Source organism: Luteimonas kalidii (genome assembly GCF_029887935.1).
GTDB lineage: Bacteria > Pseudomonadota > Gammaproteobacteria > Xanthomonadales > Xanthomonadaceae > Luteimonas > Luteimonas kalidii.
In genome coordinates this window covers 159,545-172,737 of sequence record NZ_JARXRO010000009.1, presented here as the reverse complement: position 1 = coordinate 172,737, position 13,193 = coordinate 159,545, and the positions used below count along the sequence as shown (strand labels likewise).

10 protein-coding genes are annotated in these 13,193 nt (G+C 71.9%); 8 read left to right on the top strand and 2 right to left on the bottom strand.

The annotated features are described in order from the left end of the window. Positions 1-114 precede the first annotated feature (114 nt). The 8 genes from QFW81_RS02375 to QFW81_RS02340 all read left to right on the top strand — a co-directional run bounded on the left by QFW81_RS02375 (position 115) and on the right by QFW81_RS02340 (position 11,513). Positions 115-3,291, top strand: a complete 3,177-nt coding sequence (locus tag QFW81_RS02375; protein WP_280576956.1) for an efflux RND transporter permease subunit — start codon at positions 115-117, stop codon at positions 3,289-3,291. A 110-nt stretch (positions 3,292-3,401) separates the two neighbouring features. Further along, positions 3,402-4,148, top strand: coding sequence for an SDR family oxidoreductase (locus QFW81_RS02370; protein WP_280576955.1), 747 nt, complete (start codon positions 3,402-3,404; stop codon positions 4,146-4,148). Beyond that, positions 4,142-5,602, top strand: a complete 1,461-nt coding sequence (locus QFW81_RS02365; RefSeq protein WP_280576954.1) for an efflux transporter outer membrane subunit — start codon at positions 4,142-4,144, stop codon at positions 5,600-5,602. The genes QFW81_RS02370 and QFW81_RS02365 overlap by 7 nt, the downstream gene beginning before the upstream one ends. A gap of 227 nt (positions 5,603-5,829) precedes the next feature. Next, positions 5,830-6,435, top strand: coding sequence for a GTP cyclohydrolase I FolE (folE, locus tag QFW81_RS02360; RefSeq protein ID WP_280576953.1), 606 nt, complete (start codon positions 5,830-5,832; stop codon positions 6,433-6,435). 13 nt (positions 6,436-6,448) lie between these two features. After that, entirely contained in the window at positions 6,449-6,832 is a 384-nt protein-coding gene (locus QFW81_RS02355; protein WP_280576952.1) for a YchJ family protein, read from the top strand. Positions 6,833-7,500: 668 nt separating this feature from the next. Beyond that, a complete protein-coding gene (locus QFW81_RS02350) occupies positions 7,501-8,694 on the top strand; it encodes a lytic murein transglycosylase (RefSeq protein ID WP_280577047.1) in 1,194 nt (397 codons plus the stop codon). 681 nt (positions 8,695-9,375) lie between these two features. Next, the gene (locus QFW81_RS02345; RefSeq protein WP_280576951.1) at positions 9,376-10,149 is read left to right on the top strand and encodes a hypothetical protein; all 774 of its coding nucleotides are present in this window, start codon (positions 9,376-9,378) and stop codon (positions 10,147-10,149) included. 113 nt (positions 10,150-10,262) lie between these two features. Then, positions 10,263-11,513, top strand: coding sequence for a TCR/Tet family MFS transporter (locus QFW81_RS02340; protein ID WP_280576950.1), 1,251 nt, complete (start codon positions 10,263-10,265; stop codon positions 11,511-11,513). Positions 11,514-11,651: 138 nt separating this feature from the next. Here QFW81_RS02340 and QFW81_RS02335 read toward each other — a convergent pair whose 3' ends face one another. Together QFW81_RS02335 and QFW81_RS02330 are read right to left on the bottom strand one after the other, a co-directional pair. Further along, entirely contained in the window at positions 11,652-12,086 is a 435-nt protein-coding gene (locus tag QFW81_RS02335) for an I78 family peptidase inhibitor (protein ID WP_280576949.1), read from the bottom strand. Between the two features lie 102 nt (positions 12,087-12,188). After that, complete coding sequence (locus QFW81_RS02330; RefSeq protein WP_280576948.1) at positions 12,189-13,073, bottom strand: hypothetical protein; 885 nt, start codon at positions 13,071-13,073, stop codon at positions 12,189-12,191. Positions 13,074-13,193 lie beyond the last annotated feature (120 nt).

Below are 13,193 nucleotides of genomic sequence, written 5' to 3'. Positions count from 1 at the left end.
CGACGGCCTTCCCGCTCCCTCCCCGACGACGGGAAGGCCGCCGTGCCGGGTTTTTCCTCCGTTTCCCCGCGCCCCGCGCGGACCACGCGGCCGCGCCGCACAGGACACCGCCCCATGGACTTCTCCCGCTTCTTCATCGACCGGCCGATCTTCGCCGCGGTGCTGTCGATCGTGATCTTCGCCGCCGGGCTGATCTCGATCCCGCTGCTGCCGATCGGCGAATACCCCGAGGTCGTGCCGCCCTCGGTGGTGGTGCGCACCGTGTACCCGGGCGCCAACCCGAAGGTGATCTCCGAGACGGTGGCCACGCCGCTGGAGGAGGCGATCACCGGCGTCGAGGACATGATGTACGTCAAGTCGGTCGCCGGCTCCGACGGCGTGCTGCAGCTCACGGTGACGTTCAAGCCCGGCACCGATCCGGACGATGCCACGGTCAAGGTGCAGAACCGCGTGGCGCAGGCGCTCGCGCGCCTGCCCGAGGACGTGCGCCGGCAGGGCGTGACCACGCAGAAGCAGTCGCCGGTATTCCTGATGGTGGTGCACCTGACCTCCGAGGACGGCCGCTACGACTCGCTGTACCTGCGCAACTACATGCGCCTGCACGTGCGCGACGAGCTCTCGCGGATCGGCGGCGTGGGCGATGCGCAGCTGTTCGGCGGCGGCGACTACGCGATGCGGCTGTGGCTGGATCCGGACAAGATCGCCGCGCGCGGCCTGACCGCCGGCGACGTGCTGCGCGCGGTGCGCGAGCAGAACGTGCAGGTCTCGGCCGGCCAGCTCGGTGCGGAGCCGATCGCCAACGGCAGCGACTTCCTGCTGCCGATCAACGCGCGTGGACGGCTGGAGAGCGTCGAGGAATTCGGCGACATCGTGCTCGAGGCCGGCGCCGGCGGCGAGATCGTGCGCCTGCGCGACGTCGCCCGGATCGAGCTGGCCGCCGGCGACTACACCCTGCGCGCGCGGCTGGACGGCAAGAACGCCGCCGCCATCGGCATCTTCCAGGCGCCCGGCGCCAATGCGCTGGAGATCCGCGACTCGGTGGTGGCGAAGATGGACGAGCTGCGCCCGTCGCTGCCGCCGGGAGTGGAGATACAGTCGATCTACGACACCACCATCTTCGTGCGCGATTCGATCAAGTCGGTGATCACCACCCTGCTCGAGGCGGTGGCGCTGGTGGTGCTGGTGGTGATCCTGTTCCTGCAGACCTGGCGCGCGTCGATCATCCCGCTGCTGGCGGTGCCGGTGTCGATCGTCGGCACCTTCGCGGTGCTCAACCTGCTCGGCTTCTCGATCAACACCCTGACCCTGTTCGGCCTCGTCCTGGCGATCGGCATCGTGGTGGACGACGCGATCGTGGTGGTGGAGAACGTCGAGCGCCACATCGAGGAGGGCGCGCAGCCGCTCGAGGCCGCGCACCTGGCGATGCGCGAGGTGTCCGGACCGATCATCGCGATCACCCTGGTGCTGTGCGCGGTGTTCGTGCCGATGGCGTTCCTGGACGGCGTGACCGGGCAGTTCTACAAGCAGTTCGCGGTCACCATCGCGGTCGCCACGGCGATCTCGGGCCTCAATTCGCTGACCCTGTCGCCGGCGCTGGCGGCCAAGCTGCTCAGGGCCCACGACGCGCCCAAGGACGCACCGACGCGCCTGATCGACCGCCTGTTCGGCTGGGTGTTCCGCCCGTTCAACCGCTTCTTCAAGCGCAACTCGGAGCGTTACGAGGGCGCGGTGTCGCGCACGCTGGGCCGTCGCGGCGCGGTGTTCGTGGTCTACCTGGTGCTGCTGGCGGGCGCGGGCCTGATGTTCAAGGCGGTGCCGGCGGGCTTCATCCCGGTGCAGGACAAGCTGTACCTGATCGCCGGCGTGAAGATGCCCGAGGGCGCGTCGATCGAGCGCACCGACACCGTGCTGAAGAAGGTGGCCGCGATCGCCAAGGACGTCGACGGCGTCGCCAGCGAGGTCGCGTTCCCCGGCCTGAACCCGCTGCAGTTCACCAACACGCCCAACAACGGCGTAGTGTTCTTCACCCTCGACCCCTTCTCGGAGCGCTCGCGCACCGCGGAGGAGATCACCGCCGAGCTCAACCAGAAGTTCGCCTCGATCCAGGAGGGCTTCACCTTCGCCTTCATGCCGCCGCCGATCCAGGGGCTGGGCAACGGCTCGGGCTGGTCGCTGTTCGTCGAGGACCGCACCCGGCTGGGCTACGGCGCGCTGCAGGATGCGGTGCAGGCGTTCCAGGGCGCGGCGGCGCAGACGGCCGGGATGGGCTTCCCGATCACCAGCTACCAGGCCAACGTGCCGCAGCTCGACGCCGACGTCGACCGGGTCAAGGCCAAGGCGCAGGGGGTGCCGCTGACCGAACTGTTCGAGACCCTGCAGGTGTACCTGGGCTCGGCCTACGTCAACGACTTCAACATGTTCGGCCGCACCTGGCAGGTGATCGCGCAGGCCGACGGCGGCTTCCGCGACGAAGTCACCGACATCGCCAACCTGCGCACCCGCAACGAAGCCGGCGCCATGGTGCCGATCGGATCGATGGTGGACGTGCGCCAGACCTACGGCCCCGACCCGGTGATCCGCTTCAACGGCTACCCGGCGGCCGACCTGCTGGGCGAGGCCGATCCGCGCGTGCTGTCCTCGGGCGAGGCGATGGCGACGGTGACCGAACTGGCCGAGCAGGTGCTGCCGACCGGCATGGGCATCGACTGGAGCGACCTGAGCTACCAGCAGGCCACCCAGGGCGGCGCGGCGATGGTGATCTTCCCGCTCGCGGTGCTGCTCGCGTTCCTGGTGCTGGCGGCGCTGTACGAGAGCTGGACCCTGCCGCTGGCGGTGATCCTGATCGTGCCGATGACGATGCTCGCGGCCCTGTTCGGCGTGTGGCTGAGCGGTGGCGACAACAACGTGTTCGTGCAGGTGGGCCTGGTGGTGCTGATGGGCTTGGCGTGCAAGAACGCGATCCTGATCGTGGAGTTCGCGCGCGAGCTGGAACTGCAGGGCAAGGGCATCGTGGAGGCCGCGCTGGAGGCCTGCCGCCTGCGCTTGCGCCCGATCGTGATGACCTCGGTGGCGTTCATCGCCGGCACCGTGCCGCTGGTGCTGTCGAGCGGCGCCGGCGCCGAGGTGCGCTCGGTCACCGGCATCACCGTGTTCGCAGGCATGCTCGGCGTCACCGCCTTCGGCCTGTTCCTCACCCCGGTGTTCTACGTCGCGCTGCGCAAGCTGGCCAACAAGCCGCTGGTCTCGCACGGCCCGGCGCACTCCACTGCACCCGCGCAGCTCGACGCCTGAATGACACGTCCGGAACCGGCCAGCCGTCGCCCCGGCCGGTTCCCCACACTGATCCCGCGCGGCGCACGTCGCCGCGCGCTTCCCTTCCCGCATCACAGGACACGTCCCCCATGAACGCTTCCCCCCGAATCGCCTTGGTCACCGGCGCCACCCGCGGCATCGGCCTGGAAACCGTGCGCCAGCTGGCAGAGGCCGGCGTCCACACCCTGCTCGCGGGCCGCAACCGCGAACGCGCGGTCGAGGCCGCACTGGAGCTGCAGGCCAGCGGCCTGCCGGTCGAGGCGATCGCACTCGACGTCACCGACGCGGCCAGCATCGCCGCGGCCGTCGCCGACGTCGAACGCCGCCACGGCCGGCTCGACATCCTGGTCAACAACGCCGGAATCGTGGTCGACGCGGCCGACAAGGGCGTGTCCGGGCAGTCGCTCGAGACCTGGCGCGCCACCTTCGACACCAACGTGTTCGGCCTGATCGCGGTGACCCAGGCCTTCCTGCCGCTGCTGCACAAGTCGACGTCGGGCCGGATCGTCAACGTCTCCAGCGCGCTGGGCTCGGTGACGCTGCACTCCGATCCGTCGTCCTTCATCTACGACTTCAAGATCCCCGCCTACAACGTCTCCAAGAGCGCGGTGAACGCCTGGACCGTGCAGCTGGCGTACGAACTCAAGGACAGCGCGATCAAGGTCAACACCATCCACCCCGGCTACGTCCGCACCGAGATGAACCACGTCGACGGCGAACAGCGCGGCGAGCTCGACGTGCCCGACGGCGCGCGCACCAGCGTGCGCCTGGCGCTGATCGACGACGACGGCCCGAACGGCGGCTTCTTCTACCTGGAGGAGGCGCTGCCATGGTGAGCCGTCTCGCGATCACCGTGCTGGCCGCGGCCCTGCTGAGCGCGTGCGCGGTCGGTCCCGACCACGTGCGCCCGCACATGGCCGTGCCCGAGCGCTTCGGCGGTGCGGTCACGGCGCCGGCGGACGCGTCGGCCAGCGCCGCCACGCCGGCGGCGTTCGACGATGCCTTCCTCGACGGCCTGGGCGATGCACAGCTGGCGCAGCTGGTGGACGAGGCCCTGCACGCCAACCACGACCTGCGCATTGCGCTTTCGCGCGTCGACCGCGCCAATGCCCTGCTGCGCAACGCGCGCCTGGACGCACTGCCCACGGTCACCGCGCAGGGCGAGGCCGCCGACGTACGCAGCAGCGCCGACCAGGCGCCGGGCCTGTCGCGCGAACAACGCGACGGCGAACAGTGGAACGCCGGCATCTCCGCTGCGTGGGAACTGGACCTGTTCGGCCGCGTGCGACGCTCGATCGAAGCCGGGCGCGCCGGTGCCGGCGCCAGCACGGCCGACCTGCGCGCGGTGCAGGTCGCCGTCGCCGGCGAGGTGGCGCGCACCTACGTCGAACTGCGCGGCACCCAGGAGCGGTTGCGGGTGGCGCGCGCCAACCGCGACAACCAGCAGCGCACGTTCGACCTGGTGCAGGCGCGGCTGGACGCCGGGGCCGGCACCGAGTTCGACACCGCGCGCGCACGTGCGCAGCTGGAAACCACCGCGGCGCGCATCCCTGCGCTGGACGCGCAGCAGCGCGTGGCCATGCACCGGCTGGCGGTGCTGACCGGACGCGATCCGGCCGCGCTGGTGGCGGCGCTGTCGCCGCAGCAGGCGTTGCCCGCGCTGCCGCCCCGGATCGATCCGGGTGCGCCCGGCGAACTGCTGCGCGCGCGGCCCGACGTCGCCGCCGCCGAAGCGCGCCTGCACGCGGCCACCGCGCGCATCGGCGTCGCCACCGCGGACCTGTTTCCGCGCTTCACCCTGGGCGGGCTGATCGGCAGCCAGGCGATCGACGCCGACGCGCTGTTCGAACGAGACAGCGAGACCCGCATCGTCGCGCTCGGCATCGACTGGTCGTTCCTCGACATCGGCCGCGTGCGCGCGCGCATCGCCGCGGCGAACGCCGAGGCCGAGGGCGAGCTGGCGGGCTACCAGCAGACCGTGCTGCTGGCGCTGGAGGATGCGGAGAACGCGCTGGTGCGCCATGCCCGCGCACGCACCGAGGACGCGCACCTGGAGCGTGCCGCGATCGACGCCGAGCAGGCGGCGCAACTGGCCCGCGCCCGCTTCGAGGCCGGCGCCTCGGCCCTGCTGGACGTGCTCGATGCCGAGCGCGTGCAGCTGCAGGCGCAGGACGCCTTCGCCGACGGCCGCACCCGCAGCGTGTCCAGCGCGGTGGCGCTGTACAAGTCGCTCGCCGGTGGCTGGCCGCAGGTGGTCCCCGAGCGCGAGCGGATCGCCGGGCGGCGTTGAGCGGCGGACCTGTCGCCACGTCGTCGACCGGCACGGGCTTTCCGCCCCCGTCGGGTGGCGCGGGCGGGTAGGGCGCGAGATCCGTCGCGCCGCCTGCGCCGTTTCCGCCCGCGTCATGTCGTGATGCGGGCCGTCGCGGGCCATCGTCCCGGCAGGGCCGCCACCCAACGACCCGTGCTCGGGCCGCGGTACCATGTTCAGCCCGAATCCGCGCCCAGGACCCACTCGTGACCGACTCCGACGACGCCCGCAACGGCGTGCCGCGCGCGCAGGCCGAGGAGGCGGTGCGCACCCTGCTGCGCTGGGCCGGTGAGGACCCGGGGCGCGAAGGCCTGATCGACACGCCCAAGCGCGTGGCCAACGCCTACACCGAGTGGTTCAGCGGCTATGCGCTGGATCCGGACGAGTACCTGCGGCGCACGTTCGAGGAGGTCGCCGGCTACGACGAGATGATCGTGCTGCGCGACATCGAGTTCGAGAGCCACTGCGAGCACCACATGGCGCCGATCATCGGCCGCGTGCACGTGGGCTACCTGCCCGCCGGCAAGGTGGTGGGCATCAGCAAGCTCGCGCGCGTGGTCGAGGCGTATTCGAAGCGCTTCCAGGTGCAGGAAAAGATGACCGCGCAGATCGCCGGCTGCATCCGGCGCGTGCTGGCGCCGCTGGGCGTGGGCGTGGTGGTCGACGGCAGCCACGAGTGCATGACCACGCGCGGGGTGCACAAGCGCGGCGTGAGCATGGTGACCTCGACCATGCTCGGCAGTTTCCGCGAGGACGCGCGCACCCGCGCCGAGTTCCTGCGCTTCATCGAGTCCGGCAACGGCCGGCGCTGAGGGCGGCGGGCGCGTGGCGGCCTGTCCCTGCGGCCGCGGCGGCGCGTACGCCGACTGCTGCGCCCCGCTGCACGCCGGTGCGCCGGCGACGGATGCCGAGGCGCTGATGCGCTCGCGCTACAGCGCCTACGTGCGCGAGGACGCGGACTACCTGCTGGGCAGCTGGCATCCGTCCACGCGTCCGGACGCGCTGTCGTTCGATGCGCCGAAGTCGCAGCGGCCGGTCTGGCTCAAGCTCGACGTGCTGCGCCATCTCGTGACCGGCGCCGACAGCGCCGAGGTCGAGTTCGTCGCCCGCTACCGCATCGGCGGCGGCTCGGTGGTGCGCATGCGCGAACACAGCCGCTTCGTGCGCGAGGACGGGCACTGGTTCTATCTGGACGCGGTGCAGGATTGATCGGATCGGCGGGCGGCCGCGCATGATCGCGCATCGCGTCGCCCGAGCATCGCATAGCCCGGCCAAGGCCGAAGGCCGCCGCCGGGGCGTGGGGTCGGGACATCGGGTGGGATGCGCGCTCGGGTCCCCCCGGGTGCGCTTCGCTTACCCGGGCTACGCGGGAGGCGCCGGAGTGAGGCGACCGTAATCCGTCGCCCGTGCAAGGCCGCAGGCCGCCGCGGGGCGTCTGGTCGGGGCGTCGCGTGTGGTGCGTGTCCGGGTGCCCCGTGCGCTTCGCTTACCCGGGCTACGTGGGAGGCGACGCGGCCGGAATGGTCGGCGAAACGTAGCCCGGCCAAGGCCGAAGGCCGCCGCCGGGGTAGGGCGTCACACGAGATGGAGGTGGAGGACGTTCCCGCGTGCGCTGCGCCGAGCCGGGTGACGCGCCGGCGAATGCGAGGCGCGGAGGTGGCGAATGCCTCCGGCGCGGTCGCTGCGTGTGAATGCGCCGCGAACCGGGGAGTGCATCGCGGCGGACGGCTCGGGACGCGCGGCTATGCTGCGCGCTCGTGTGCGTGCAGGAGCCTTCCATGATCCGACCCCTCGTCCTCGCCCTGGGCTGCGCCCTCCCCATCCTGACGGCAGCGGCGCAGGTGTCTCCTGCACCGCAGGCACAGCCGCAGTCTCGGATGCAGATTCCTGCACCTGCACCTGCACCTGCACCTGCCCCTGCCCCTGCCGCCGCGCCCGATCCGGCGTACGACACCTGCGTCGCCGACCGCCTGCGCCCGCAGGCGGTCGCACGCGGCATCCCGGGCGAGGCGTTCGACCGCTACATGGCCGGCGTCACGCCCGACCGCAGCGTGCTCGACCTGCTCGACGCGCAGCCCGAGTTCACCACGCCGATCTGGGACTACCTCGCCGGCCTGGTCGACGATCAGCGCGTGGAAGACGGCCGCGCCATGCTCGACACGCACCGCGAGCTGCTGGCGACGGTGTCGTCGCGCTACGGCGTCGATCCCGAAACCATCGTCGCGGTGTGGGGCGTGGAAAGCGACTACGGCCGGGTGCACGGCAAGCGGCCGCTGCTGCAGTCGCTGTCGGTGCTGTCGTGCTTCGGTCGCCGGCAGGAGTTCTTCCGCGGCGAATTCCTCGCCACCCTGAAACTGTTGCACGACGGCGACCTGCGCGACCCGGCGATCACGGGGTCGTGGGCCGGCGCGTTCGGCCATACCCAGTTCATGCCGACCACCTACGCGCGGATCGCGGTCGACGGCGACGGCGATGGGCGGCGCGACCTGGTCACCAGCATTCCCGACGCGCTGGCGTCGACGGCGAACTATCTGAAGCAGTCCGGCTGGCAGACCGGACGTCCGTGGGGGTTCGAGGCGAAGCTGCCCGCGGGCTTCGACACCGCGCTGGCCGGGCGCACCAGCCGGCGACCGCTGTCGGACTGGGTCGCGCGCGGCGTGACCCGTGCCGACGGCAGCGCGATCGCGCCGGCCGACACGCGCAGCGCGCTGCTGCTGCCGGCCGGGCGCACCGGGCCGGCGTTCGTGGTGTTCCGCAACTACGACGCGATCTATTCCTACAACGCGGCGGAAAGCTACGCGCTGGCGATCGCCACGCTCGCCGACCGCCTGCGCGGTGGCGCCGGACTGTCCACGCCCTGGCCCACCGACGATCCAGGCCTGTCGCGCGCGCAGCGCAAGGAGCTGCAGACCCTGCTGCTCGCCCGCGGCCACGCCATCGGCGAGGCGGACGGCATGATCGGCACGCTCACGCGGCGCGCGATCGTGTCCGAGCAGCAGCGCCTGGGCCTCACGCCCGCGGACGGTCGCGCCGGCACCAGGATCCTCGAGGCGCTGCGCGCCGGGCGCTAGCGCTGAACGCTGCTCGCGCCCGCGATCCCATCCGCCGGCATTGTCCAACTGCGAAGGGTGCAATCCCCACCGAGCGGTGGCAGAGCGGTGGGTGTCCCGGGAACGTGCGGAGGGATCGCACAGGACGAGTGAGGCCGCATGGGCGGGACGGACCGGCCGATGGCAAGTCGTAGCCCGGATAAGGCCGCAGGCCGCATCCGGGGTCGCCCATCCAACCATCACGCGCGACTGTGCCGTGCACGTTCTCCATTCTGCCTCCTCCCTCCGGAGCGGAGGCACTTCGGGCGCGCGGAAAGAGCCCCTTGGCCGATTGTGCAAGGCGGGCAGACGCTTCGCGCGGCGCGCCGCCTGACCGCACCACCGGTGGCGGCATCCGGCTGGCGGGGCGGGGACCGCTGCCTGATCGCACGTCTGGCAGGCCCATGCGCACCCGTGATACGGCGTGGGGACGGCTCCCCGGGTGCGCTTCGCTTACCCGGGCTACGAGCTTGGGCAGGCCCACAGGTAGGCCCGCGAACTCCGTAGCCCGGATAAGGCCGCAGGCCGCATCCGGGATCCACGAGTCGGCCATCGCACCCGAACCCGGAAGCACCTTGCACCGCTGGCTGGGGTCAGCCCCAGCTGGCAGCGGGCCGGTGCGTGCCTATGCTCGGGACTACATTTGCAGCCAGGGATGCAGCCATGAGCGATGGCAGCGACGGCGCCGGCGGCGTCGGCAGCAGTGGTGGCGGCAATGCCGCCGGCAACGACACCGGCGCGACCAGCGGCGTCGACGGACTCGGCGATGCCGTGTCCGATGCGGTGAGTGGCCTGGCGAGCGCGGTCAGCGACGCGCTCGGGCTGGACGCCAACGGCTTCTCCGATGCGATGTCCGGACTGGCCGGCGCGCTGGGGCTCGACGCGCAGGACCTGCAGGACATCGTCGGCGCGGCAATGATCGGCGCGCTCACCGGCGGGCTGCCGGGCGCGGTCATGGGCGTGGTCAACGGCCTGGTCGGCGGCAGCCTGACCGAGGCCGCTCGCGACACCGTCTCCAGCCAGATGCCGGCCGCGATGCAGCCGCTGGCGAACCTGGCGATCGACGCCTTCGCCAGCCGCGTGCCGGGTGCGAACACCACGGTCGAAAGCGCGCTCTCGAGCTTCGCCACCGGTGCGATCACCGGACGCGCGCCGTCGATCGGCGACCTCGGCGCGGTGGCGCGTTCGCTCACCGACGTGCAGTCGCTGGCCTCAGGCACGATCTCGGGACTCGACCTGTCCAGCCCGCAGGCCGCGGCGACCAGCCTGGAAGGTGCGCTGGGCACCCGGTTCGCCGGCGCCCGCGACATCGCGGCAGGCGTCGCCGACCGCTTCGCGCGCGATGGCGTGGCCTATGCCGATGGCGGACACGACACGTTCGGCAATGCGGTCGAGTCGCTGGCGGTGGACGTGGCCAGGATGTTCGCCGGCCGCTGAGCCGGCGCATCGCGGCGATATGTCGCGCCGTCTCGCGTGCCGTCCGTTCCCGTCCGGGCCGTCGCTCCGGTTTGCGCGGATAATGCGCGCCTTCCCCGATCCGGCGCCCGCGCGTGAGCGAACCCGTCCCGTCCCGCCGCAAGGCCGCGCTGGTCTTCATCTTCCTGGTGGTGCTGATCGACGTGCTGGCCTTCGGGCTGGTGATCCCGGTGCTGCCGCACCTGGTGGAGGAGTTCACCGGCAGCAAGGCGCAGGCGGCACTGTGGATCGGGGTGTTCGGCACCGTGTTCGCGGCGATCCAGTTCCTGTCCTCGCCGATCCAGGGCGCGCTGTCGGATCGCTACGGGCGGCGGCCGGTGATCCTGCTCTCGTGCCTGGGCCTGGGCCTGGACTTCGCGATCATGGCGCTGGCGCCCACGCTGTGGTGGCTGCTGCTGGCGCGGGTATTCTCCGGCGTGTTCTCCGCCAGCTTCACCACCGCCAACGCGTACGTGGCCGACATCATCCCGCCCGAACAGCGTGCGAAGAGCTACGGCATGATCGGGGCCGCGTTCGGCGTGGGCTTCACGATCGGCCCGGTGCTGGGCGGCTGGCTGGGCGAGGTCGACCTGCGGCTGCCTTTCTGGTTCGCCGCCGGCCTGGCGCTGGCGAACTTCTGCTACGGGCTGTTCGTGCTGCCCGAATCGCTGCCGCCGGAGGCGCGCTCGCGGCGCTTCGACTGGACCGCCACGCGCCCGCACGCCGCCATCGTGCTGCTCGCGCGCTATCCGGCGATCATCGGCCTGGCGGCGGTCGTGTTCATCGCCAACCTCGCCCACTACGTGTATCCGAGCGTGTTCGTGCTGTTCGCCGACGTGCGCTTCGGATGGGGGCCGTGGCAGGTGGGCTGGGTGCTGTTCCTTGTCGGCGTGTGCAGCGTGATCGTCAACGTGGCCGTGGTCGGACGCGTGGTGCGCGCGTTCGGCGAGCGCCGGGCGCTGATCCTCGGGCTCTCATGCGGCGTGGTCGGCTTCCTGGTGTACGCGTTCGCGCCGGTCGGCTGGATCTTCCTGCTCGGGCTCCCGGTCAGCGCGCTGTGGGCGATCGCCGCACCCGCCAGCCAGGCGCTGATCACACGCCAGGTCGACAAGGACATGCAGGGCCGCATCCAGGGCGCGCTGATGAGCCTGGTGTCGGTGGCCGGGATCATCGCGCCGATCGCGTTCGCCAGCGTGTTCGGGCTGTTCATCGGCGAACGCGCGCCGGTCGAGTTCCCTGGCGCGCCGTGGCTGCTCGCGGCCGCGCTGCTTGCGGTCGCCGCGGCCATCGCCTGGCGCTACGCGCCGCACCTGCCGGCGCGCGATCCGGTGGTCGGCGCGGGCTGACCGCACGCGTCCGCCGCGGGATGAGGCGGCGCGTGCCCGCAGACGATCGCGCCCGCGCGACGTTGCCATCGCGCGGGCGCGACACGGGCAGGCGCGAGGCCGGATCGCGTACCGTCCGCGACCCGGTGGGGCAGCGGATCAGCCGCAGCCGATCTTCTCGATCATCCCGGCATCGTCGAGGTTGATGTTCATGCGATCCTGGCGGAAGTCCATGGTGGCCGCATCGCCCGGGCGCAGCACCCGCACGCTGGCCGAATTGCTGTCGGCCGTGGCCTTCGTGACCACCGCTTCGGTCGCTTCCTGGCCGACCAGGCCCTGCACCGCATCGGCGTTGCAGACCCGCTGCATGGTGCTGGCGTCGGTCTCGGTGCCGGCGTCCACGGTGTCCACGGCGTCGGGCGGCACGCGGGCATCCGGTGGCGCGGTCGCGGGCGCCGGGGCGGTTGCGGCCGGCGGCGTAGCCTCGGGATCGGGCGCATCCTCGCGCGGCGCGCAGGCGCCGAGCAGCAGCGCCAGCGTGGCCGCGAGCGCAGTCGCGGCCGGCATCCGGGTTCGACGTGTCAGGTGGATCATGGCGGGCCTCCGGGTTCGATGGATTCGTGGTGTGGGGGCCAACATAGCCTCCCGTTCCTGAAGCGTGTCCCGGCCGCGGAACGGGTGCCGGTCGGGTGATGTTCAGCCCACGGCGGCGCGCTTGACCGCCGGCAGGGCCTGCCGCAGCACCGCGTTGAATCCGGTGGCCAGCAGGCCGAAGCCGGCTTCGGTGGGATGGATCTCGTCGTACCAGAAATCGCGATCGTCGATCGCGCCGATGCCGGAGAAGTCGGCGTAGGAGAACAGCGCCGGCCAGGCCGCGCGCGTGGGCGCCAGCACCCGGTCGCGGAAGCCGTCCACCAGCAGCCGCCAGGCGAAGCGCTCGGCCTCGGCCTTGCTACCCAGCACCGGCTGCATCACCGGCCACAGCCACGGCCCGACCGTGCCCATCACCAGCGCGGCCAGGCCGAGGTTCTGCACCGTCAGCGCACCCTGCTTGCCGATCGCATGGCGCGACAGCGGCGCGTAGCCGTGCGCGACCACGCGGAAGTGGCCGCCCACGCCCGCCATCGTCGACAGCAGGGTGTCGTAGCGGGCGCGCAGCCGGTCGAACACGCCGTGCGCGACCACCGCGTCGAAGGCGGCGTCGGCCGACATCCGGCCGCGCCCGGCGAAGACCTGCGCCAGGCGTTCGCCGAGGCAGTCGTTGCCGCCGATGCTCAGGCACAGCAGGTCGAAGCCGCGCGCGGCGAAGCGCTCGGCATGGTTGCGGCAGGCCGCCGGGGCCAACATCTGCGCCGCGGTCAGGCCCGGGCCTCCGAGTCGGATCGACATGCCGTCGATGCGGGCGAAGCTGTTCCAGCACAGGTTCCTGTAGAGCGGGGTGCTGAACCACGAATCGCCCCAGTACGCGATCAGCGGCCGCCGTTCGAGGTAGGCCTGCCATTCGCGCCGCTGCCGCGAGCGCGGCGTGCCGCTGGCGGCCCGCAGCTGGGCCCAGTTGTCGTAGATGCGCTTGATCGCCATCGTCGCGTCTCCTGGCCCCGAGTGTGTCGCCGCACGGACCGGCCCGCCAGTCCCGCGATGCGCTCCGGTGCCCGCCTCGCCAGTCAACGCGTCGCCCGCGGCCGGGCGGCCATGTCCGCG